Raw genomic sequence first — 21,446 nt, 5'->3', positions numbered from 1 at the left:
GTATCACTTAGCGCCTATGCCGGGCCCGGCTCCGCGGGTTCCAGCGCTGTCCTGTGCTCGTCCTTGCGTTCCGGTTGTCCTGGTACCCGCAGCCGCTGGCTGATCACCTGCGAGATGCCGTCGCCCTTCATGGTGACGCCGTACAGGGCGTCGGCGGACTCCATGGTGAGCTTCTGGTGGGTGATGACGATCAGTTGGGAGCTCTCCCGCAGCTCCTCCATGATCCCGACCAGCCGCCGCAGGTTGGTCTCGTCCAGCGCGGCCTCGACCTCGTCCATGACGTAGAACGGGCTGGGCCTGGCCTTGAAGATCGACACCAGCAGGGCGACGGCGGTGAGCGAGCGCTCGCCGCCGGAGAGCAGCGAGAGCCGCTTGACCTTCTTGCCCGGCGGCCGGGCCTCGACCTCGACGCCGGTGGTGAGCATGTTCTCCGGGTCGGTGAGCAGCAGCCGGCCCTCGCCGCCGGGGAACAGCCGGGCGAAGACGCCCTCGAACTGGGCGGCGGTGTCGTGGTAGGCGGCGGTGAACAGCTGCTCGACCCGGGTGTCGACGTCGCGGACGATGTCCATCAGGTCGCGGCGGCTGCGGCGCAGGTCGTCGAGCTGTTCGCCGAGGAACCGGTGCCTGGCCTCCAGTGCGGCGAACTCCTCCAGCGCGAGCGGGTTGACCTTGCCGAGCTGCTGGTGGGCGCGTTCGGCGGCCTTGAGCCGCTGCTCGACCTCGGCCCGGACGTACGGGCGGGGCTCGCCGGGCTCGGCGTCGTCCCCGGCGGTACGGCCGTCCCCGGCGGCGCGGCCGTCCCCGGGCGGCGGGGCGGGGACGGGCTGGTCGGGGCCGTAGCCGGCGAGCAGGTCGCCGCCCTCGATGCCGAACTCCTCCAGCGCCCGGGACTCCAGCTGTTCGATCCGCAGCCGCTTCTCGGCGCGCAGCACCTCGTCGCGGTGGCCGGCGTCGACCAGGCGGTCGAGTTCGGCCTTGAGCTCGCGGCCGTGCTCGCGGAACCGCCGCAGTTCGGCCTCGCGGGCGGCGCGGTCGGCCTCGACGGCGGCGCGCTCGGCCTCGGCGGCGGCGAGCGTCGCCTCGATCCGGCCGAGCAGGTGGCGGGCGCCGGTGGCGACGGCGGTGGCGGTGGCGGACTCCCGGCGGGCGCGTTCGCGGCGCTCGGTGGCGCGGGCGCGGCCTCGCGTTCGGCGCGGGCGGCGCGGTCGAGCTGGTCGGCGCGTCCGGCCAGGCCGCGGACCCGCTCCTCGTGGGTGCGGACGGCGAGCCGGGACTCCAGCTCGGCCTGCCGGGCGGCGGACGCGGCGGCGGCGAGCCGGTCGCGTTCGGCGGGTCGGGCTCGTCCTCGCCGCCGTCGGCGAGTTCCTCGGCGGCGGTGAGCCGGGCGGCGAGCTCCTCGGCGGCGGTGCGGGCCTCGGCGAGCGCGCCGTCCGCCCCGGCGGCGGTGGCGGCGCGCCCGCCCTCGTCGGCGGCGGCCCGGGCGGCGCCGGCGGAGCGGCCGAGGGCACCGGCGAGTTCGGCCCGGCGCTGTTCGCCGCGGCGCCGCAGGTCGGTCAACCGTTCGACTTCGGCGGCGAGTTCGGCCCGGTGTTCGCGGGCGGCGGCGAGCTCTCCGGCCGACTGCCCGCAGCGGGTGTCGAGCTCCTCGATGCCGCGGGCGGCCTCGGCGACGGCGGCCCGGGTCTCCAGCGGGCTGGGCGCGCCGGGCGAGCCGCCGTGGGCGAGGGCGGCGGAGAGCAGGTCGCCGTCCCGGGTGACGGCGCTCCAGTGCGGGTGGGCGGCGACCAACTGCCGGGCGGCGGCCAGGTCCTCGACCACGGCGGTGCGTTCCAGCAACCGCCGGGCAGCGGCCGCAACGGCGGGCGGCCCCTCGACGAGGGCCCCGGCCCAGCGTGCTCCGGCGGGCGGCTGCACGGCTGGCGCGGCAGGCACGGCGGACCCGGCGGATGCAGCGGACCCGGCGGGCGCGGTGGATGAGGTGAATGAGGTGGACGCGGTGGACCCAGCGAACGCGGCGGACGCAGCAGGCGCGGCGGATGCGACAGGCACGGCGGACCCGGCAGGCACGGCAGGCACGGCGGACCCGGCGGACCCGGCGGACCCGGCGGATGCAGCGGACCCGGCGGGCGCGGTGGATGAGGTGGGCGCGGTGGACCCGGCGGATGCGGCAGGCACGGCAGACCCGGTGGGCGCGATGGACCCAGCAGACGCGGTGGGCGCGATGGACCCGGCAGACGCGGCAGACGGGACAGACGCAGCTGACCCGGCGGACCCGGCGGACCCCGCGGCGCTCGTTCGGTCGGCGACCAGCAGGGCGGCCCGCCCGGCGTCGGTGGCGCGTAGCCAGGCCAGGGCCTCGGCGGCGGCGTCGGTGTCGGGGACGGCGACGGCCGCGGCGGCGGGGCCGAGCGCGGCGGCCAGCGCGAGCTCGAACCCGGGTTCGACGGTGAGGAGTTCGGCGGCGGAGCCGAGGACGCCGGGGCGCTCCAGCAGGGCGGCGCTGCCGTCCTTGCGGCGCAGGCCGAGGGCGAGCGCGTCGTGCCGGGCGGTGAGCGCGGCGCGTTCCCGCTCGGCGGCGGTGAGCGCCTCGCGGGCCGCCGAGACCGCCCGTTCGGCGTCCCGCAGTGCGCCGCGGGCCCGGTCGCGGCGCTCCTCGTCCTCCCCCTCCCCCGCGGTGAACTCCCGGTGCTGTTCCTGGAACCGCTCGTGCTCCTGCCGGGCGGCGGCGGCCCGCAGCAGGGCCTCGTCGCGGGCGGTGGCGAGCCGCTGCGCCTCGGCCCCGGCGGCGGCCCGGGAGCGGGCCGCCGCGGCGGCGCCCTGCAGCCGGGCGAGCCCCTCGCGCCGGTCGGCGATGGCCCGGGCGGCGGCCCGGAGCCGGGCCTCCTCCTCGGTCAGGGCGCGTTCCAGGTCGGCGCGTTCCTCGACGGCCTCGGCCAGCGCGTACCGCGCCTGTTCCAGCGCCTCTTCGAGGGCGGCCTCCTCCGCGCGGACCCGGGCGGCCTCGCGTTCCAGGTCCTCCGGGTCGCGGCCGCGGCGCTCCTCCAGCTGTCCGGCGGTGGCGGCGGCCCGCACCCGGGCCTCGGCGAGCCCGATGGTGCCGCGGGTGCGCTCGGCGAGCGAGGAGAGTCGGTACCAGGTCTGCCGGGCGGCCTCCAGGGCGGGCCCGAGCTGTTCGACCTGGGCCTCCAGGACGGCTTCGCGCTGGAGGGCGGCGGCCAGTTCCTGCTCGACGGTGGTGCGCCGGAGCGCCAGGGCGAGTTCGTCGGCGACCTCGGCCTCGACGGCGCGGCGCAGGGTGAGCAGGTCGTCGGCGAGCAGCCGCAGCCGAGCGTCGCGCAGTTCGGCCTGGATGCCGGCGGCGCGCCGGGCGATCTTCGCCTGGCGGCCCAGCGGGCCGAGCTGGCGGCGCAGTTCGGCGACCAGGTCCTGGACGCGGTTGAGGTTGGTCTGCATCGCGTCGAGCTTCCGCAGCGCCTTCTCCTTGCGCTTGCGGTGCTTGAGGACGCCGGCCGCCTCCTCGATGAAGGCGCGCCGCCCCATCGGGTCGGCGTGCAGCACGGAGTCGAGCTGGCCCTGGCCGACGATGACGTGCATCTCGCGGCCGATGCCGGAGTCGGAGAGCAGTTCCTGGATGTCGAGCAGCCGGCAGACGGTGCCGTTGAGCGCGTACTCGCTGCCGCCGTTGCGGAACATCGTCCGGGTGATGGTGACTTCGGAGTAGTCGATCGGCAGGGCGCCGTCGGTGTTGTCGATGGTGAGGGCGACCTCGGCGCGGCCGAGCGGGGGGCGTCCGCTGGTGCCGGCGAAGATGACGTCCTCCATCTTGCCGCCGCGCAGCGACTTGGCGCCCTGTTCGCCCATCACCCAGGAGAGCGCGTCGACGACGTTGGACTTGCCGGAGCCGTTGGGGCCGACCACGCAGGTGATGCCGGGTTCGAAGCGCAGGGTGGTCGCCGAGGCGAAGGACTTGAACCCGCGCAGGGTCAGGCTCTTGAGGTGCACCCGACCGTCCTCCTCGCCGTGCCGCGAACCGCCGCACCGCGACCCGCCACCTGCCGTTCCCCTCCGGGACGGCCCGCCGCCTGCGACTGTATCCGGCGCACCGCCGACGGACCTTCAGGCGGTGGTTTGGCCGTGCGGCGGGTCGGGCAGTCTCACGGCAGGACGACCGGCGTGGACACGACGAAGGGACGTCCGCATCGGACGTCCCTTGCAGGCTGCCATCCCCTCGGCGGGGAAGCGCCGGGAAGCTCAGTGCACGACTGCGTCGATCGTGAGGACCACGAGCGATCAGGTCAGGGCCGGCTCGCGCTGGTCCAGGTCGATGCTGCTGAGCAGCGAGTGCTCATCCGCGACGGCGGACAGCGCGTCGTTCTCGGCCTGGAGCTTGACGAGCTCGTTCTCCAGGTCCTGGACGCGCTGCTGCAGCCGTCGCATCTCGGAGAGCATTCGCGGGTCGGGGCCGCCGACGTACCCGAGAAGCGCCTTTGCCATGATGTGTGGTCCTCCACGCTGAGTGACCGAACCGTGTACGGTGGGTCTTTGGGGGAAGGGATACGCACGCGTCTGCGCGCCGGACGTGCTGGCTGGGCACTACGAGGGCATCCGCTGGTGAGTGACACACTCACAGGCGTGGCCCCGCCGGTTAAACGCAAACCTGTGCGCGGGTTTCCAGCGTCTCACCAAAGACCGTACGGGTCAACACGATCACCGCACGCTACCGCGCCCCTGTCACCTGCATGGCGGGAACCTCACACCATCGGCCGGGCTAGTGGATCACTACGTCTGCGGAGTCAACCACGAGTCGGGGCCGAAGGCAACCCTGTGACACCGGCAGTTGCCGGGGGCTCTCCTCCCGCCGGCAACTGCGGTGTGCTCATCGGATCGCGAAGCCCGGGTAGCCGTCGCCCACGGCCGTCCAGATCTCGGTGACCCCGCTGACCTGACCAGGCGTTCCGGGCCCGCGCAGCGCGGCGAGCAGCCGCTCGCAGTCGGCGCGCGACCCCTCGGCGACCACCTGGACGCGGCCGTCCCCGAGGTTGCTCGTGTAGCCCGTCAGCCCGATCTCCAGGGCCCTGGCCCTGGTCCACCAGCGGAACCCCACCTGCTGGACGCGGCCGCGCACCCAGATGGTGGCGCGGACGGATCGGTGGCTGTCGTGACCTTGCATGTGTCCGACCATAGTCGGGCACTTCGGGGGCGCTCGGAACGGGCTTCACGCCCCTTCCACCGTCCCTCCCCACCACCACCCGCCCCGCCGCCGCCCGCCCGACCCCGCTGCGGGGTGTCAGTCGCCGAAGCCGCCGCCGAAGTCGCCACCGCCGCCGAAGTCCCCGCCGCCGTCGAAGCCACCGCCGCCGTCGAAGCCGTCGCCGAAGTCCGCGGAATCGAAGTCGGCGCCCGAGTGGTCGCCGGCGCCCGCGTCGCCGGTGTAGTCGTACCCGCCGTCGTGGCCGCCCGCGTAGGCGTAGCCGGGGGTGGCGAGCACCGAGCCGAGCATGGTGCCGACCAGCAGGCCGGGCAGCAGGCCGCCGCCGAAGTAGCCGCCGGCCCAGGGGCTGTAGGCGGGGCCGGCGTCCCAGTACGGCTGGTGGCCGTGCTCGGTCCGCACGGTGCGGACGTCCGGGTCCTGGCCGCTGGAGATCCGGGCCGCGTCGGCGGCGCAGGCCGGGACGGAGCGCACCGCGCCGCCCTGCGGGGCCCAGTCCACGTCGGTGCTAGAGGGGCCGTGCCGCGGGTCGAAGAAGCACGGGACGCGGCGCTCGGGCAGCGGGCGGCCCGCGCGGCGGGCGGCCAGGGTGGCCAGCGCGAACCGGCCCCGCTCCAGCGCCTCGGTCACCGGGCGGACGTCCTCGGGCTCCTTCGCCTCGTCCATGGCCCGCTTGGCTCGGTCGTAGGCGTCCAGCGCGCCGGTGTAGTCGGCGCGCTGGGCGTCGTCCGCGTCGGGGGCGCCGGGATCGAAGTCGAGCCGGTCGAGCTCCTCGCCGAACGCGGTGATGTCCTCGTCCACCACGGTGCGCAGCTGGGCGAGTTCGGCCCGCAGCCGCTCCTCCTTGCGCTTCCTGGCGCGGCGGAGGAGCAGCAGGACGCCGACGCCGAGCAGCACGAGCAGCAGCACCGGGACGATCACCCAGGCGATCGAGGTGCTGTGCTGCGGGCCCTCGCCCCTGGTCTGCTTGGCCGCCCCGTCGACGAACTCGTCCAGGGTGGCGGCGATGTCCCCGGAGTTGGAGCGGAACGCGGCGCCGGCCAGGTTGTCGGTCGCGCTCCGGCCGAGCGCCTCGGAGTCCGCGTCGGCGGCGAACTGGTCGCCGCGCCAGATCGCGTAGACGCCGACGATGCCGACCTTGGTGCGCAGGTCCTTGAAGACGGTCTTGCCCGGGTACGCGTCGCCGGCGGGCAGCACCGCGACGAAGATCGGCTTGTCGGCGTCCTTCAGCTTCTTCGCCAGCTTCTCCGCCTGGTCCGCGGAGAACCGGCCGCTCATCGCCGGGTCGACGTAGACCTGGGTCTTCTTCAGGGAGTCGGCCGCGTCGTTCAGCCCGGACGCCGAGGCGGGCGCGGACAGCCCGAGCACCAGCAGCAGGCCGAGCAGCGCCGCCAGGACGGCGGCGGGGCCGGTGGGCCGGGAGCGGCGGAGCACAGTTCTCATGTCACCGACCGTACCGGTCCGCCGACCGGCCGACGCCCTCCTCCGGTACTGCTCCCACCCGGAGACCGACCCCTACTCCGGGCTGAGGGCGGCGGCCCGGACCCCCGCCGACCGGCCGGAGTTCGCGCCCGGCGGTCCGGCCGGGGCCGCGGAGCGGGCATAGTGGTGACGATCTTCCGCAGCGGTGCCCGTCAGCGGTACCCGTTCCCCCCTCTCCCACCGACAGGAGACCCCCGGTGATCCTCGGCCTCGTCACCGCCGTCGCGGCGTCCGCCTGCTACGGCACCGGCTCGGTGCTGCAGGCCCTCGGCGCCCGCCGCTCGGCCCGGCAGGAGGCGGCGGCGGGCACCCTCACCGAGCACGGCGGGCCGAGCCTGTCCTCGACCGCGAAGGCCGCCGTCACCTGGGAGTTCATCCTCGGCACGGTGCTCGACTTCATCGGCTTCGGCCTCGGCGCGCTGGCCGCCTGGCTGCTGCCGCTGTTCCTGTCGCAGACCATCATCAGCGCCAACCTGGTGATCACCGCGGTGCTCTCGGTCCGGCTGCTGGGCCTGCGGCTGCGCCGACCGGAGTGGCTGTCGATCGGCATCCTGTGCGGCGCGCTGGTGCTGCTCGCGGTGGCCGCCGGTCCGGAGGGCGGGCACGAGGCGGACCGGACCTTCCACTGGGCGCTGCTGATCGGCTCGGCGGTGCTGATCGCGGGCGGTTCGCTGCTGGTGCGCCGGCTCGGGTCGAGCGGGGCGATCGTGGCGGGCCTGCTCTCCGGCCTGGGCTTCGGCGCGCTGGGCATCGGCGTGCGGATCCTGGACGGCGTGCAGCCGTTCTCGCCCGGCGCGCTGCTCGCCGACCCGGCCCTGTACGCCGTCCTGGTCGGCGGCCTGGGCGGGATGTACCTGCACACCGTCGCCCTGCAGGTCGGCTCGGTGAACGGCGCGACCGCCGCCCTGGTGGTCGGCGAGACGGTCGTCCCCGGCGCGGTGGGCGTGCTCTGGCTCGGCGACTCCTCCCGGGACGGCCTGGGCTGGCTGGCCGTCTCCGGCTTCCTGCTCGCCGTGGTCAGCGCCGTCGGCGTGGCCTACTTCGGCGAGGAGGGCGGCGCGCTGCAGGCGGCCGCCGAGGAGGAGAAGGCCTCCGCCGGGAACCCGGGCTGAGGGTCAGGCCCGGGGCGGGCGCTGGCAGGTGGGGCAGGAGTAGCTGGAGCGGTTCATCCAGGCGTCCCGGCGCATCGCGGTGCCGCAGCGGCGGCAGGGCCGCCCCTCGCGGCCGTAGGCGTCGAGGTCCCGGGAGAAGTAGCCGCTCTCGCCGTTGACGTTGACGTACATCGAGTCGAAGCTGGTGCCGCCGACGGCCAGCGCCGCGGTCATCACGTCCCGGGCGTGGCCGAGCAGTTCGAGCGCGGCGGGGCGGGTCAGGGTGGCGGTGGGGCGGTCGTAGTGCAGGCGGCTGCGCCAGAGCGCCTCGTCGGCGTAGATGTTGCCGACGCCGCTGACCAGGGTCTGGTCGAGCAGGGCGCGCTTGACGGTGGTGCGCTTGGCGCGCAGGGCGCGGGCGAAGGCGGCGTCGTCGAAGCGGGCGTCGAGCGGGTCGCGGGCGATGTGGGCGAGCGAGAGCGGGGTGGCCTCGGGGTCGTCGGCCTCGGCCTCCTCGACGGCCAGGCCGCCGAAGGTGCGCTGGTCGACGAAGCGCAGCTCGGTGCCGCCGTCGGCGAAGCGGAGCCGGGCCCGCAGGTGCACGGAGTCGGCCATCTCCGGTTCCTGGACGAGGAGTTGGCCGCTCATGCCGAGGTGCCCGATCATCGACAGGCCGTCGCCGAGCGGCACCCACAGGTACTTGCCGCGGCGCTGCGGTTCGCCGAGCGTGCGGCCGCGCAGCAGGGCGGCGAACTCGTCGGCGCCGCCGGCCTGGCGGCGCACCGCGCGCGGGTGCAGCACCTGGACGTCGGCGACGGTGCGTCCGGCGGCCCAGCGGGCCAGACCGCGGCGGACGACCTCGACCTCGGGCAGCTCGGGCACGGCGCGACCGCCGTCAGACCGTCGCGGCGGGTTCGCCGGCGGCCCGGTCGGCCTCGTGCTTGGCCTTGATCGCGCGCCAGGCGGACTCGGCGGCCTTCTGCTCGGCTTCCTTCTTCGAGCGTCCGCTGCCGGACCCGTAGTCCTCGCCGGCCACCCGGGCGGCGGCGGTGAAGGTCTTCTCGTGGTCCGGGCCGGACTCGGTGACCACGTACTCGGGGACGCCCAGGCCGACGGAGGCGGTGAGCTCCTGGAGGCTGGTCTTCCAGTCCAGGCCGGCGCCGAGCTGCGCGGACTCCGCGATCAGCGGGTCGAACAGGCGGTGGACGAACTCGGTGGCCGCGTCCAGGCCCTGGTCGAGGTAGGTGGCGCCGATCACGGCCTCGACGGTGTCCGCGAGGATCGACGACTTGTCGCGGCCGCCGGTGCCCTCCTCGCCCTTGCCGAGCCGGATGAAGGCCCCGAGGTCCAGGCCGCGGCCGACCTCGGCGAGCGCGCGGGAGTTGACCACCGCGGCGCGGAGTTTGGCGAGCGTCCCCTCGGCGACCTCCGGGTGGAGGCGGTAGAGGGTGTCGGTCACCACGAGGCCCAGCACCGAGTCGCCGAGGAACTCCAGGCGCTCGTTGGTGGGCAGCCCGCCGTTCTCGTACGCGTACGAGCGGTGGGTCAGGGCGCGTACCAGAAGGGCGCGCTCGAGCGAGTACCCGAGGCGCCCTTCCAGGACGTCGTATTCGGTCGAAGCCGGCCCACCGCCCTTGCCCCCGTTGGTCCCGGGGTTCGGCTTGCGGGAGGAACTGCCACTGTCCGACATCGATCCGTGCACCCCGCCGATCAGACCGAGAGGACCTGGCGACGGTTGTACGTGCCGCAGCTCGGGCACGCGATGTGCGAGAGCTTCGGCTCGTGGCAGCGGTCGCACGCGACGAGCGCGGGCACGACGGCCTTCCAGTTGGAACGGCGGTGACGCGTGTTGCTGCGCGACATCTTCCGCTTCGGAACAGCCACGGTAAATCTCCTGGTTCTACGGCGAGGCCCTCACGGGCAGCGCTGTGTCTTATTCCTCGTCACCCTCGTCGCCGGGGGCGGCGGAGAGTCCCTGCAGGGCCGCCCACCGGGGGTCGGCGGCGTCGTGGTGGTGCGACGGGTCGTCGCTCAGGCGGGCTCCGCACTCGGAGCACAGACCCAGGCAGTCGTCCTGGCACACCGGCTGCAGCGGCAGTGCGAGCACCACCGCGTCACGCAGCACCGGCTGGAGGTCGAACAGATCGCCCTCCAGGCGGTAAGTCTCGTCCTCGGACTCCTCGTCGACGTCGTCCCCCGCGATCGCGCGGTGACGCTCCTCGGACTCCGGGTAGTAGTACAGCTCCTGGAAGTCGACCTCCAGGTCGTCCTCCACCGGCTCCAGGCAGCGGGAGCACTCGCCGGTGACGCGGGCCTCGGCGGTGCCGGTGACCAGCACGCCCTCGACCACCGACTCCAGGCGGAGCTCCAGCGTGATCTCGCTCTTCTCCGGAACGCCGATCACGTCCGCGATGCCGAGCTCCGCCGGGGCCTCCAGGGTGCGGGCGACCTTGCGCAGCGATCCGGGGCGACGGCCGAGCTCGTGCGTGTCGAACACGAGGGGGTCGCGGTGGTCGAGGCGGTTCAAGGTTTCCTGACTTCCTGCTGCGGCGGCGCGCATCCCTGCGCGGCGCGGGTTTTCGGCTTCCTGCGGCGTTACGGCGGTTCCCGAGGCCCGGCGGCCCGGAAGCGGGCGCACGGCGGACCCGGCGCGAACAGGCCGGAGTGGTCAGACTACCGGAGAGTCCGCGCCGAACCCAACTCGCCCCTCAGCGGCCGCCCAGCTCCCGGAGCCTGGTCATGTCGATCATGCTGGTGTCGAAGAAGCTGGTCTCGTCCAGCCCGGCCTGCTGCTGGGGCAGCTGCGCCTGCTGCTGGGGCTGGTAGCCGTACGGGTCGACGGGCAGCGGGTTGCCCCACTGGTCGAAGCCCTGCGGCTGCTGGTACTGCGGCTGCTGGTAGTACGGGTCCACCGGCTGCTGGTGCCCGTAGGGCTGGCCGTACGGGTCGGTCTGCGGGGCCGCGGCCGGGTCGTAGCCGCCGCCGTACACCTCGGCGTACTGCGGGCTCTGCGGCTGGGCGTGCGGGTCACCCCAGCCGGAGCCCGGGGAGGGGTCCTCGCCGGGCTGCTGCCAGCCGGCCGCGGCCGGGGTCTGCTCCGGCCAGGACTGCTGCTGCGGGACGTCCGCGTACCAGTTCTGCTGCTGCTCGTCGGTGCCGGCGCCGCTCCCGCCGTCGACGGCGGCGAAGCCGGCCGCCACCGCCTCGGCGCGGTCCTTGAGCTGCTGGGCCTCGTCGGCGGCGGCCAGGTAGGCGCCCAGCTCGTCGATCGGGGCCTTGCCGAGCAGCTTGTCGCGGCCCTTGCCGACCGCCTCCAGGGTGGCGGAGAGCACCGCCTCCAGGGTGGCCAGCTTCACGTCGACGTACTCGTCGGCCTCCGGGCTGGGGCTGATCCGCGGCCGGAACTCCTCGCCGTCCTCGGTGCCGTCCGCCTCCGGCTCGTACACCCCGGACTCGCCGCGCAGCTTCTGCCGGCCGCGGCCGACCGCGCCGAGCGTCTTGGTGAGCACCACCTCGAAGTTGGCCAGCTTGGAGTCGACGTAGTCGTCGGCCTCGGCCCGCTTGGTGTGCACCTCGGCCCGGGCCTCGGTGAGGATGCGGTCCGCCTCGGCCTGCGACTGCCGGACCACCTCGGTGTCGGAGATCAGCGAGCCGCGCTCGTCGTGCGCGCCGCGGATGATCTGGTCGGCCTGCGCCCGGGCATCGGCCACCATCTGCTGGTGGTCGGCCACCACCGACTGCGCCTGCGCGAGTTCGGCGGGCATCGCCTCCCGCAGCTCCCGGAGCAGTCCGGTCAACTCGGCACGGTTGACCACGCAGGACGACGACATCGGCATGGCCTTGGCCTTCTCGACCACGGCGATGATCTCGTCGAGTTTCTGCTGCACGTCCACGGGCGTCTTCAGTCTTTCCGTGTGCCGCCGAGGTGCGGCGGAGGCAGTGCCCGAGGACCGCCGGCTGCGGCCCCGGGTGCGGGACTACAGACTGTACGGCCACTCACCCCGCCGCCCGCAACGCCCGGGGTCAGTTGCGGCGTTCGGCGATCCGCTCGACCAGTCGGCGGTGCACCGTGTCGGGCAGCAGGTGGGAGACGTCGCCGCCCAGCGAGGCGACCTCCTTGACCAGGCTGGAGGAGAGGAAGCTGTACGTCGGCGAGGTCGGCACGAACAGCGTCTCCACGCCGGTCAGCCCGTGGTTCATCTGGGCCATCTGCAGTTCGTAGTCGAAGTCGCCGGCCGCCCGCAGGCCCTTGATGATCGCCGGAATGCCGCGCTCGCGGCAGAAGTCCACCAGCAGGCCGCTGTGCGACTCCACCTCGATGTTGCCCAGGTGGGCGGTGGTCTCCGCGATCAGGGCGATCCGCTCCTCGATCGAGAACATGCCCTGCTTGTTCCGGTTGATCAGCACCGCCACGTGCACCACGTCGTACAGCTTCGAGGCCCGCTCGATGATGTCGAGGTGTCCGTTGGTGATGGGGTCGAAGGACCCCGGACAGACGGCGCGGCGCATGCGTGTGCTCCCTTGTGGGGCGGGATGTTCTGCTACGAGTCTTGATCAGCCCCGTCGGCGGCGCGACCGTACCAGAGCGTGCCCTCGCCGTACCTGCGCGAACGCAGCCCCTCGAAGCCGTCCGGCCAGCCGAACTCGCCGCCACGGGTGCTGCGTTCCACGGTGACGAGAACGTGCTCGGACAGCCAGCCCCCGGAGCGGAGTGTGACCAGCATCTCGCGCAGCGCGGCGTCCTCCACCGCGTACGGCGGGTCCAGGAAGACCAGGTCGTACGGCTCGGCCGGGGGCGGCCCCGCGATCACCTTCTCGGCCTTGTCCGCCCGCACCTCGGCGCCGGGCAGGCCCAGCGCGCGGACGTTCTCCCGCACCGTCCGCACCGCGCCCGGGTCGGCCTCCACCAGCAGGGCGTGCGCGGCCCCGCGGGAGAGCGCCTCCAGGCCGACCGCGCCGCTGCCCGCGAACAGGTCGAGCATCCGGGCCCCGGTGATCGGCCCGGCCAGCGCCTCGACGGTGGAGAACATCGCCTCCCGCGCCTTGTCGGAGGTCGGGCGGGTGGTGCGGCCGGGCGGCGCGGCGAGCGGGCGGCCTCCGGCACGGCCGGCGATCACGCGGGGCATGGCGTTGGGTCCTTTGCGGGTGGAGGGTGCTGCGCGCCCGACCATAGCCGACCCGGGCGGCCGTGGCCGGGCGCGCGCTCCCCCGCGCGGGGCCTACTCGCTGGAGGCGGCGCCCAGCAGCGTCGGCGAGGCGTAGCGCGACCAGGACAGGCAGCCGTCGGGCGGGCAGTACTCGGGGCGGCGCGGGTCGTGGCCGAGCTCGCGCAGCTTGGTGCGGACGGAGTCGGGCGTGCGGCCGTAGCGGGCGGCGATCCGGGCGACGGTGTCGCCGTCGTGGAAGCGGCGCACCAGCTCCTCCTCGTGCTGCGGCACCCAGGGGGAGCCGTGGCCGGGGTAGAGCTCGCGGAGCACGTCCCGGTCGGGGATCGGCTCGGAGACGTCGGCGACGATGGCCAGCGCGCGCAGCGCCCGGTTGAGCGCGATCCGCAGCGAGGCGACGTCCTCCACCGGGAGGCGGAGCTTGCCGGAGGCGACCGGGTTGGCGGAGTCCCCCTCGCGCCAGCCGGTCAGGGTGAGGGCGACTTCGCGGTCGTCCTCGCTGGCGACCTCGATCCGGAAGACCTTGTCGCCGAGCGGGAGCTCGTTGAGGTGACGGAATGCCATGCAATGACCCCCAGTTCTCGCGCCGGGGACGCGACGTGGAGTGCGCCCCGAACAACTCCATTCTCTCCCGGGGCACTGACAACCGGGGTGTCCGAACGACCCGCCTCAGCCCTTCTCCAGGTACTCCGCGCGGTCCTCGTCGAGCAGGCTCTCCAGGGCGGTGCGCAGCTCCGGGTGGGCGGCGAGCTCCGGGTCGGCGGCGACCAGCCGGGTGGCCTCGGCCCGGGCGGTGGCGATGACGTCCTCGTCCTCCAGCACCGAGAGCACCTTGAGCGAGGACTTCACGCCGGACTGGGCCTGGCCGAGCACGTCGCCCTCGCGGCGCTGTTCGAGGTCGATCCGGGAGAGCGCGAAGCCGTCCAGGGTGCCGGCCACCGCGTCCAGCCGGGCCCGGGCGGCGCTGGCCGCGGGCATGTCGCTGACCAGCAGGCACAGCCCGGCGGCGGAGCCGCGGCCGACCCGGCCGCGCAGCTGGTGCAGCTGGGAGACGCCGAACCGGTCCGCGTCCATGATCACCATGACGGTGGAGTTGGGGACGTTGACGCCGACCTCGATGACGGTGGTGGCGACCAGCACGTCCACCTCCCCGGCGGCGAAGCGGCGCATCACGTCGTCCTTGGCCTCGGGCGCGAGCCGGCCGTGCAGGACCTCCACCCGCAGCCCGGCCAGCGGCCCCTTCGCGAGCTTCTCGGCGGTCTCCAGCACGGCCAGCGGCGGCCGCCGCTCCTCGCCGTCCGCGCCGGCCCCCGCATCGACCTCCTCGGGCTCCTCCTTCCGCTTCTTCTTCCCCTTCGCCGGCTCCTCCTCGTCCCCGATCCGGGGGCAGACCACGTACGCCTGGTGGCCCTTGCCGACCTCCTCGCGGACCCGCTCCCAGGCCCGGACGAGGAAGTTGGGCTTCTCCAGCGCGGGCACCACGTGGGTGGAGATCGGCGAGCGGCCGGAGGGCAGCTGGTCCAGGACGGAGGTCTCCAGGTCTCCGAAGACCGTCATCGCGACCGTGCGCGGGATCGGCGTGGCCGTCATCACCAGCAGGTGCGGGGGCTGCTCGCCCTTGGCGCGCAGCGCGTCGCGCTGCTCGACGCCGAAGCGGTGCTGCTCGTCGACGACGACCAGGCCGAGGTCGGCGAACTGCACCCGGTCCTCGATCAGGGCGTGCGTGCCGATCGCGATGCCGGCCTTGCCGGAGGCCATGTCGAGCAGCGCGCCGCGGCGGGCGGCGGCGCCCATCGAGCCGGTCAGCAGGGCGACCCGGGTGCCGATCTCGGAGCCGCCGATCATCCCGGCCTCCGCGAGGTCCCCCATCATCTCGACGATCGAGCGGTGGTGCTGCTGGGCGAGCACCTCGGTGGGGGCGAGCAGCACGGCCTGCCCGCCGGTGTCGACCACGGCGAGCATCGCGCGCAGCGCCACCAGCGTCTTGCCGGAGCCGACCTCGCCCTGGAGCAGCCGGTGCATGGGGTGCTCGGTGGCCAGGTCGGCGAAGATCTCGGCGCAGACCTTGCGCTGGCCGTCGGTGAGGGTGAACGGGAGCCGGTCGTCGAAGGCGTCCAGCACCCGGCCGGGGACGGGGCGGCGCGGGACGGCGGGCAGCGCGGAGTCGGCGGCCCGGCGCCGGGCGAGGGCGACCTGCAGGACGAACGCCTCGTCCCAGCGCAGCCGGTCCTGGGCGCGCTCCTTCTCGGCCTGGCTGTGCGGGCGGTGGATCAGCTCCAGCGCCTCGGGCAGCGGGATCAGGCCGTGCTCGGCGCGCAGGGCGGCGGGCAGCGGCTCGCCGACGTCGGACAGGTGCTTGGTGAGGGCCATCCCGACGCACAGCGCGAGCTTCCAGCTGGGCATCTGGGAGCTGGCCGGGTAGACCGGGATGAGCCGCCCGGCGAACTGCTTCGCCGCCGCGGAGTCCTCCTCGTCGTCGATCAACTGGTAGTCGGGCGAGGCGAGTTGGCGGCTGCGGTTGAACAGGCCGACCTTGCCCGCGAACAGGCCCTGCCGGCCGGGGCGCAGCTCCTTCTGCCGCCAGCCCTGGTTGAAGAACACCAGCGAGAGCTTCGAGCGGCCGTCGGTGACCACCACCTCCAGCCGGTCGCCCTTGCGGCCGCGGAACGGGATCAGGGTGACCTTCTCGATCCGGGCCAGCACGGTGGCGTGCTCGTCCACCTCCAGCTCGTCCAGGCTGGTGAGCTGCCCGCGCTCGACGTACCGGCGCGGGTAGTGGTGCAGCAGGTCACCGACCGTGCGCAGCTTGAGACTCTCGGCCAGCACCTTCGCGGTGCGGTCGCCGACCAGTTCCTTCAGCGGTTCATCGAGAGCGCCCATGGCGTCCCATTTCACACCACCGGAGTGACGCCGGGGCGTCACTCCACCCCGATGAGCAGCGGGGCGGCCTCCCGCCCGCCGCGGTAGGCGACGGTGTCGACCTCGGGGCGGGTGCGCCGGGCGTGCGCGATCAGCCGGTCGGCCAGGCCGTCGGGGGCCTCTTCGCCGAGCACCAGGGTGACCAGTTCGCCGCCGGCCGCGATCATCCGGTCGAGCACGGTCAGCGCGGTCTCGGTGAGGTCGGTGCCGATCACCGCGACGTCGCCGTCGATCAGGCCGAGCACGTCGCCGGCCTGGCAGACGCCCGCCATCGTCCACGACTCGCCCTCGGCGACGGCCAGTTCGGCGTACCGGGTGGCGCCGGCCGCGGAGGTCATCGCGACCACGTCCTCGTCGAAGCGCCGCCCGGCGTCGTGCACGGCCAGCGCCGCCAGGCCCTGCACCGGGGAGCGGGTGGGCAGCACGGCGATCCGCACGCCCTCCTCGCGCAGCTGGTCGGCGGCCGCGCCGGCGGCGGGGCGCAGTTCGGGGTCGTTGAGCAGCAGCACCACCTCGCGGGCCCCGCAGCGGTGCACGGCGGCGACCAGCTCGGCGCTGGCGGGCGGGCGGTCCGGGTCGGCCGCCAGCACCACCGAGCCGGCCTGCTCGCACAGCTGCGCCAGCCCGCTGCCGGTCACCACGCTGAGCACCGCCCGCCCGTGCGAGACGGTCTCCTCGCGCTCGCCGGAGCGGGCCGCGGCCTCGGCGAAGTGGGTGATCCTGATCCGGTGGGGCCGGCCGGCCTCGACGCCCGCCTCGACGGCCGCGCCCGCGTCGTCCACGTGCACGTGGACGTTCCACAGGCCGTCGCCGCCGCCGATCACCAGCGAGTCGCCGAGCCGTCCCAGCCGCTCGCGCAGCAGCGGCAGCTGCTCGTCCCCGGCCTCCAGCAGGTAGATCACCTCGAAGGCGGGGTGGCCGGAGCCGGGCGGCCGCTCGTGGCTCTCGCAGCCCGCCACCGGGGCGCCCCGGTCGGCGTCCCGGCGCAGCGCGACCGGCCCCATCGGCTGCTGCCCGGAGACGGCGTCCACCAGCGCGCCCAGCACGGCGACCAGGCCCCGGCCGCCCGCGTCCACCACGCCGGCCTCGGCCAGCGCGGAGAGCTGGCCGGGGGTGAGCAGCAGCGCCTGCCGGGCCGCCCGGTACGCCTCCCGGGCCTGGCCGGTCAGGCCGTCCGCGGCGTCGGCGGCGTCGGCGGCCTTCGCGGCGGCGGCGGCGACGGTGAGCAGGGTGCCCTCCACCGGCACGGCGACGGCCCGGTAGGCCGAGCGGGCGCCGTGGTCGAGCGCGGCGGCCAGTTCGCCGCCGTCGGCCAGCACCTCGGCCAGGCCGCGCAGCCACTGGGCCAGGATGACGCCGGAGTTCCCGCGGGCCCCGATCAGCGCGCCGCGGGCGGCGGCGGCCGCGGCGACGGCCAGCTCGGGCTCCTCGGCGGCGGCGAACACCGCGTCCAGCGCCTCGGCGGCGGACTCCACCGTCAGGTAGAGGTTGGTCCCGGTGTCCCCGTCCGGCACCGGGTACACGTTCAGCGCGTCGATCTCCTCGCGGGCCTGGCCGAGGGCCGCCAGCGCGAGCCGGCACCAGGTGCGGACGGCCGGGGCGTCGAGGGTGTCCAGCACCAGGTCTCCTCCGGATGAACGCCACGGGAACACGACAGGACGCGGTGGCGAGGGGCGATGCTGGCAGGTTATCGGCCCCCGCGGGGGTGCCCGCCGCAGGCTCGTGCCCAGCTCGGGGGAACGATCACCCCGGCGATCGTGGTAGTTTCGTTGAGCGGGAGTCACCGTTGTATGCTCTCCCGGTTGCCTGGAGCACCCCGGGCTAGTGACAAGTACCTGATCTGAAGTCTTGGAGTGACTCCTGTGGCTGCCAACTGTGACGTCTGCGGCAAGGGCCCGGGCTTCGGCAACAGCATCTCCCACTCGCACCGCCGCACCCCCCGTCGTTGGAACCCCAACATCCAGACGGTGCGCGCTGTGATCGGGCGGACGCCGAAGCGGCTCAACGTCTGCACCTCGTGCATCAAGGCCGGTAAGGTCTCGCGCTGACGCGCAGACCGGTAACCCGGTCACCTGCTTTCCCGAAAGCCGACCACACCCTCCGGGGACCGTGGTCGGCTTTCGGCTTTTCGCATTCGGGGGCTCGGAGGACGGCGAGTCCGAGCCCCCGGCGGGGCTGCTAGCTCCGGGCCTGCCAGAAGTGGTCCACCGGTCCGATGCCGGCGCCGAGCGCGAAGCCGTGCGCGATCGCGCCGGTGACGTACGCCTTGGCGTGCGCGACGGCCGTCGGTACCGGGTCGCCGAGGGCGAGCCGGGCGGCGATCGCGCTGGCGAGGGTGCAGCCGGTGCCGTGGGTGTGGCGGTTGTCGTGGCGCGGGGCCCGGTACCAGTGGGTCTCGCCGTCGGGGCCGAGCAGCAGGTCGGCGGCCTCGCCCGCCAGGTGGCCGCCCTTGACCAGGGCCCAGCCGGGCCCGAGGTCGCGCAGCGCCTTCGCGGCGTCGAGCATGTCCGCCTCGCCGGTGACGGTGCGCCCGGTGAGCTGGGTCACCTCGTGCAGGTTGGGGGTGGCCAGGGTGGCGACCGGCAGCAGCCGGGTCCGCAGGGTGTCGACGGCGTTCGCGGCGAGCAGCGCGTCGCCGTGCTTGGAGACGCCGACCGGGTCGACCACGACGGGGGCGGGGGCGTCGGCGAGCAGCGCGGAGACGGTCTCGACGAGTTCGACCGAGGCGAGCATGCCGGTCTTGACGGCCTGGACGCCGATGTCGTCGACGACGCTGCGGTACTGGGCCCGGACGGCTTCGGCGGGCAGTTCCCAGTAGCCCTGGACGCCGAGCGAGTTCTGCGCGGTGACGGCGGTGATGACGCTCATGCCGTGGACGCCGAGGGCGAGCATGGTCTTGAGGTCGGCCTGGATGCCCGCACCGCCGCCGCTGTCGGAGCCGGCGACGGTGAGGACTCGGGGCGGGGCGGCGGTTTCGGTGCTCATGCGCCCCAACCTACCGACCCGCGGGGCGGCTCAGAGCACGGCCTCGGATTCCGTCCAGCGGTCCTGCGGGACGGTCTTGAGCTGGACGACGGCGTCGGCGATCGGGGTGAGGTGGATCTCGGTGCCGCGCAGCGCGGTGAAGTGCCCGAACGCGCCCTTGTGGACGGCCTCGACGGCGTGCCAGCCGAACCGGGTGGCGAGCACGCGGTCGAGCGCGGTGGGGGTGCCGCCGCGCTGGGTGTGGCCGAGGATGACCGGCCGGGCCTCCTTGCCGAGCAGGTTCTCCAGTTCGATGGCGAGCCGGGTGCCGATGCCGCCGAAGGTCTGGTGGCCGAACTGGTCGACCTGGCCGTGCTCGAAGCGCAGCGTGCCGGGCAGCGGCTGGGCGCCCTCGGCGACGGCGATGATGGCGAACTTCTTGCCGCGCTGGAAGCGCTCCTCGATCATCCGGGCCACGGCCTCGATGTCGAAGGGCTTCTCGGGGATGAGGATGCCGTGGGCGCCGCCGGCCATGCCCGCGGTGAGGGTGATCCAGCCGGTGTGGCGGCCCATCAACTCGACGACCATCACCCGCTGGTGGGACTCGGCGGTGGTCTTGAGCCGGTCGATCGCCTCGGTGGCGACGTGCACGGCGGTGTCGAAGCCGAAGGTGACGTCGGTGGCGTCGATGTCGTTGTCGATGGTCTTGGGGACGGCGACGACGGGCAGTCCGGCGTCGCTGAACAGCTTGGCGGCGGTGAGGGTGCCCTCGCCGCCGATCGCGATCAGCGCGTCGATGCCGATGTCCGCGGCGAGCCGCTGCGAGTTCTCGACCGCCCAGCGGATCTTGTCGCGCTGCACCCGGGCGGAGCCGAGGATGGTGCCGCCGAGGGTGAGCAGGCCGGTGACGTCCTCGTGCGAGACGGGCCGGGCCCGGCCCTCGATCAGGCCGAGGAAGCCGTCCTCGATGCCGAGGATCTCGTCGCCGTGCACGTCGGTGCCGCGGTGCACGATGGAGCGGATGACCGCGTTCAGGCCGGGGCAGTCGCCGCCGCTGGTGAGAACGCCGATTCGCATGGTGGCTGGCTCCTGCTCCTGGGGGTTCGCCCCCGCGTACGTAGGTGGACCGGACCGTCGACGCTGTCGGTCCGCCCGACAGGCGCAACACTACGCGCTCGGGGGCCGACGGCCCGGCAGCCACCAGGGCCGGCCTACTGCTCGGCGAAGTGGTCCCAGCCCGCGGTGCGGTCCCAGGGGGCGCCGTCGACGGTGACGGTGCCGCCGCGGCCGGGGCGGGCGGTCCGCACGACCTCGCCGATGACCCGCCAACGGGCGGGCAGCGCGGCCGACTTGGGGAAGGTCGCGACGATGGCGTGGTCCTCGCCGCCGGACAGCACCCACACCAGCGGGTCGACGCCGACGGCCTGCCCGATGTCGGCCATCTGCGCGGGGACGTCGAAGTCGGCGGCGCGCAGGTCGATGTCGACGTCGCTGGCCCGGGCGACGTGGCCGAGGTCGGCGACCAGGCCGTCGGAGACGTCGACCATGGCGGTGGCGCCGAGCTCGCTGGCGGCGGGGCCCGCGTGGTACGGCGGTTCGGGGCGGCGGTGCGCCTCGACGAAGGCCCGCGGGGAGCGGAAGCCGCGCTGCAGGACGGTCAGCCCGGCGGCGGACCAGCCGAGCCAGCCGGTCACCGCGACCACGTCCCCGACCTGCGCGCCGGAGCGCACCACCGGGCGCCGGCCCTGGAGGTCGCCGAGCGCGGTGATGGCCAGCGTGATGGTGTCGCCGCGCACCACGTCGCCGCCGACCACGGTGGCGCCGGCCACCTGGCACTCGTCGCGCAGCCCGTCCATCAGCTCGGTGGCCCAGGTGGTGGGCAGGTCGGCGGGGGTGACCAGGCCGAGCAGCAGGGCGGTCGGGACGGCGCCCATCGCGGCGATGTCGGCCAGGTTCTGCGCGGCGGACTTGCGGCCGACGTCGTACGCGGTGGACCAGTCGCGGCGGAAGTGCCGGCCCTCGATGAGCACGTCGGTGGTGGCCACCACCCGCCCGTCGGGCGCCTTGACCACGGCCGCGTCGTCACCGGGCCCGAGCTCCACCGCCGGGGTCATCGGCAGCCGCGCGGTCAGCTCCCGGATGAGCCCGAACTCGCCGAGTTCGCCCACGGTCCCCTGCATCAGCCCGTCCTCCGCGTTCCCCGTGTCTGTCCGATTGGTGAGTGTGCGCCCCGTGTCGCCGGGGACCCCCGTCCCCCGCGCCCGCAGCGTACGCCTTCCGGGCCCTCCGGGGTCTCCCGCGTCCGTGCCCCCGCGCGGTAGCGTGGTGATCAGACTGTGACGGTCGCCACTCCCCCACCCAGCCGCCCGGAGGTCCACCGTGGTGCAGGCGTACATCCTGATCCAGACCGAGGTGGGCAAGGCCACCTCGGTGGCCGAGTCCATCGCCAAGATCGCCGGGGTGATCACCGCCGAGGACGTGACGGGCCCCTACGACGTGATCGTCCGGGCCGAGGCGGAGTCGATCGACGAACTGGGCCGCCTGGTGGTGGCCAACGTCCAGCAGGTGGAGGGCATCACCCGGACCCTGACCTGTCCGGTGGTGCGGCTGTAAGGG

The 21,446-nt window shown here is 74.4% G+C and carries 19 protein-coding genes and 1 pseudogene; 3 read left to right on the top strand and 17 right to left on the bottom strand.

Going from position 1 to position 21,446, the window contains the following annotated elements:
* Positions 1–14: 14 nt before the first annotated feature.
* The 4 genes and pseudogenes from HUT16_RS24140 to HUT16_RS24125 form a co-directional block, all read right to left on the bottom strand.
* Positions 15–4,002, bottom strand: a pseudogene (locus tag HUT16_RS24140) (chromosome segregation SMC family protein).
* Between the two features lie 288 nt (positions 4,003–4,290).
* Positions 4,291–4,494 (bottom strand): hypothetical protein, encoded by a 204-nt coding sequence (locus HUT16_RS24135; protein WP_030458828.1) that lies wholly within the window; start codon positions 4,492–4,494, stop codon positions 4,291–4,293.
* 382 nt (positions 4,495–4,876) lie between these two features.
* Entirely contained in the window at positions 4,877–5,170 is a 294-nt protein-coding gene (locus HUT16_RS24130) for an acylphosphatase (protein ID WP_254897966.1), read from the bottom strand.
* 117 nt (positions 5,171–5,287) lie between these two features.
* Positions 5,288–6,652 carry a hypothetical protein gene (locus HUT16_RS24125; RefSeq protein ID WP_176190164.1) on the bottom strand — a complete coding sequence of 455 codons (1,365 nt, stop codon included), beginning with the start codon at positions 6,650–6,652 and terminating at the stop codon, positions 5,288–5,290.
* A 236-nt stretch (positions 6,653–6,888) separates the two neighbouring features.
* On the opposite strand from HUT16_RS24125, the gene HUT16_RS24120 reads away from it, so the two are divergent.
* The gene (locus HUT16_RS24120) at positions 6,889–7,803 is read left to right on the top strand and encodes a hypothetical protein (RefSeq protein ID WP_176190163.1); all 915 of its coding nucleotides are present in this window, start codon (positions 6,889–6,891) and stop codon (positions 7,801–7,803) included.
* A 3-nt stretch (positions 7,804–7,806) separates the two neighbouring features.
* On the opposite strand, the gene mutM is transcribed toward HUT16_RS24120, so the two are convergent.
* The 10 genes from mutM to HUT16_RS24070 all read right to left on the bottom strand — a co-directional run bounded on the left by mutM (position 7,807) and on the right by HUT16_RS24070 (position 17,485).
* The gene (gene mutM, locus HUT16_RS24115; protein ID WP_176190162.1) at positions 7,807–8,664 is read right to left on the bottom strand and encodes a bifunctional DNA-formamidopyrimidine glycosylase/DNA-(apurinic or apyrimidinic site) lyase; all 858 of its coding nucleotides are present in this window, start codon (positions 8,662–8,664) and stop codon (positions 7,807–7,809) included.
* A 13-nt stretch (positions 8,665–8,677) separates the two neighbouring features.
* Positions 8,678–9,472: a ribonuclease III gene (gene rnc / locus HUT16_RS24110; RefSeq protein WP_176190161.1), complete on the bottom strand. Its 795-nt coding sequence runs from the start codon at positions 9,470–9,472 to the stop codon at positions 8,678–8,680.
* A 20-nt stretch (positions 9,473–9,492) separates the two neighbouring features.
* On the bottom strand, positions 9,493–9,666 hold the full coding sequence (rpmF, locus tag HUT16_RS24105; RefSeq protein WP_014138241.1) for a 50S ribosomal protein L32: 174 nt from the start codon (positions 9,664–9,666) through the stop codon (positions 9,493–9,495).
* A gap of 49 nt (positions 9,667–9,715) precedes the next feature.
* The gene (locus HUT16_RS24100; protein ID WP_176190160.1) at positions 9,716–10,342 is read right to left on the bottom strand and encodes a DUF177 domain-containing protein; all 627 of its coding nucleotides are present in this window, start codon (positions 10,340–10,342) and stop codon (positions 9,716–9,718) included.
* A gap of 148 nt (positions 10,343–10,490) precedes the next feature.
* Positions 10,491–11,675 carry an ATP synthase F0 subunit B gene (locus HUT16_RS24095; RefSeq protein ID WP_176190159.1) on the bottom strand — a complete coding sequence of 395 codons (1,185 nt, stop codon included), beginning with the start codon at positions 11,673–11,675 and terminating at the stop codon, positions 10,491–10,493.
* A 130-nt stretch (positions 11,676–11,805) separates the two neighbouring features.
* Positions 11,806–12,291, bottom strand: coding sequence for a pantetheine-phosphate adenylyltransferase (coaD, locus tag HUT16_RS24090; protein WP_176190158.1), 486 nt, complete (start codon positions 12,289–12,291; stop codon positions 11,806–11,808).
* A 32-nt stretch (positions 12,292–12,323) separates the two neighbouring features.
* Positions 12,324–12,908: a 16S rRNA (guanine(966)-N(2))-methyltransferase RsmD gene (rsmD, locus tag HUT16_RS24085; protein WP_176190157.1), complete on the bottom strand. Its 585-nt coding sequence runs from the start codon at positions 12,906–12,908 to the stop codon at positions 12,324–12,326.
* Positions 12,909–13,001: 93 nt separating this feature from the next.
* Positions 13,002–13,511 carry a hypothetical protein gene (locus tag HUT16_RS24080; RefSeq protein ID WP_176190156.1) on the bottom strand — a complete coding sequence of 170 codons (510 nt, stop codon included), beginning with the start codon at positions 13,509–13,511 and terminating at the stop codon, positions 13,002–13,004.
* 105 nt (positions 13,512–13,616) lie between these two features.
* Entirely contained in the window at positions 13,617–15,827 is a 2,211-nt protein-coding gene (recG, locus tag HUT16_RS24075; RefSeq protein WP_176190155.1) for an ATP-dependent DNA helicase RecG, read from the bottom strand.
* A 38-nt stretch (positions 15,828–15,865) separates the two neighbouring features.
* Entirely contained in the window at positions 15,866–17,485 is a 1,620-nt protein-coding gene (locus tag HUT16_RS24070; RefSeq protein WP_176190154.1) for a DAK2 domain-containing protein, read from the bottom strand.
* A 243-nt stretch (positions 17,486–17,728) separates the two neighbouring features.
* Between HUT16_RS24070 and rpmB the strand changes: the two genes are divergently transcribed.
* Entirely contained in the window at positions 17,729–17,914 is a 186-nt protein-coding gene (gene rpmB / locus HUT16_RS24065; RefSeq protein ID WP_014138233.1) for a 50S ribosomal protein L28, read from the top strand.
* Between the two features lie 130 nt (positions 17,915–18,044).
* Here the strand turns inward: rpmB and thiD are convergent, their stop codons facing one another.
* The 3 genes from thiD to HUT16_RS24050 form a co-directional block, all read right to left on the bottom strand.
* Positions 18,045–18,851 (bottom strand): bifunctional hydroxymethylpyrimidine kinase/phosphomethylpyrimidine kinase, encoded by an 807-nt coding sequence (thiD, locus tag HUT16_RS24060; protein WP_176190153.1) that lies wholly within the window; start codon positions 18,849–18,851, stop codon positions 18,045–18,047.
* A 30-nt stretch (positions 18,852–18,881) separates the two neighbouring features.
* The gene (locus HUT16_RS24055; RefSeq protein WP_176190152.1) at positions 18,882–19,907 is read right to left on the bottom strand and encodes a 6-phosphofructokinase; all 1,026 of its coding nucleotides are present in this window, start codon (positions 19,905–19,907) and stop codon (positions 18,882–18,884) included.
* Between the two features lie 134 nt (positions 19,908–20,041).
* Entirely contained in the window at positions 20,042–21,010 is a 969-nt protein-coding gene (locus HUT16_RS24050) for a thiamine-phosphate kinase (RefSeq protein ID WP_176190151.1), read from the bottom strand.
* A 199-nt stretch (positions 21,011–21,209) separates the two neighbouring features.
* Between HUT16_RS24050 and HUT16_RS24045 the strand changes: the two genes are divergently transcribed.
* Positions 21,210–21,443, top strand: a complete 234-nt coding sequence (locus HUT16_RS24045; protein ID WP_176190150.1) for an Lrp/AsnC ligand binding domain-containing protein — start codon at positions 21,210–21,212, stop codon at positions 21,441–21,443.
* Positions 21,444–21,446 lie beyond the last annotated feature (3 nt).

The sequence above is a fragment of the Kitasatospora sp. NA04385 genome (genome assembly GCF_013364235.1).
In the GTDB taxonomy this organism is placed as follows: Bacteria; Actinomycetota; Actinomycetes; order Streptomycetales; family Streptomycetaceae; genus Kitasatospora.
Note: the sequence above shows the minus strand (reverse complement) of the source record. Positions and strands in the feature narration are given on the sequence as shown.

Coding starts and splice junctions, on each gene's coding strand:
- HUT16_RS24135 (WP_030458828.1), bottom strand. CDS start 4,494: ATGGCAAAGGCGCTTCTCGGGTACGTCGGCGGCCCCGACCCGCGAATG.
- HUT16_RS24130 (WP_254897966.1), bottom strand. CDS start 5,170: ATGCAAGGTCACGACAGCCACCGATCCGTCCGCGCCACCATCTGGGTG.
- HUT16_RS24125 (WP_176190164.1), bottom strand. CDS start 6,652: ATGAGAACTGTGCTCCGCCGCTCCCGGCCCACCGGCCCCGCCGCCGTC.
- rnc (WP_176190161.1), bottom strand. CDS start 9,472: ATGTCGGACAGTGGCAGTTCCTCCCGCAAGCCGAACCCCGGGACCAAC.
- HUT16_RS24100 (WP_176190160.1), bottom strand. CDS start 10,342: ATGCGCGCCGCCGCAGCAGGAAGTCAGGAAACCTTGAACCGCCTCGAC.
- coaD (WP_176190158.1), bottom strand. CDS start 12,291: ATGCGCCGCGCCGTCTGTCCGGGGTCCTTCGACCCCATCACCAACGGA.
- rsmD (WP_176190157.1), bottom strand. CDS start 12,908: ATGCCCCGCGTGATCGCCGGCCGTGCCGGAGGCCGCCCGCTCGCCGCG.
- HUT16_RS24080 (WP_176190156.1), bottom strand. CDS start 13,511: ATGGCATTCCGTCACCTCAACGAGCTCCCGCTCGGCGACAAGGTCTTC.
- recG (WP_176190155.1), bottom strand. CDS start 15,827: ATGGGCGCTCTCGATGAACCGCTGAAGGAACTGGTCGGCGACCGCACC.
- thiD (WP_176190153.1), bottom strand. CDS start 18,851: ATGAGCACCGAAACCGCCGCCCCGCCCCGAGTCCTCACCGTCGCCGGC.
- HUT16_RS24055 (WP_176190152.1), bottom strand. CDS start 19,907: ATGCGAATCGGCGTTCTCACCAGCGGCGGCGACTGCCCCGGCCTGAAC.
- HUT16_RS24050 (WP_176190151.1), bottom strand. CDS start 21,010: ATGCAGGGGACCGTGGGCGAACTCGGCGAGTTCGGGCTCATCCGGGAG.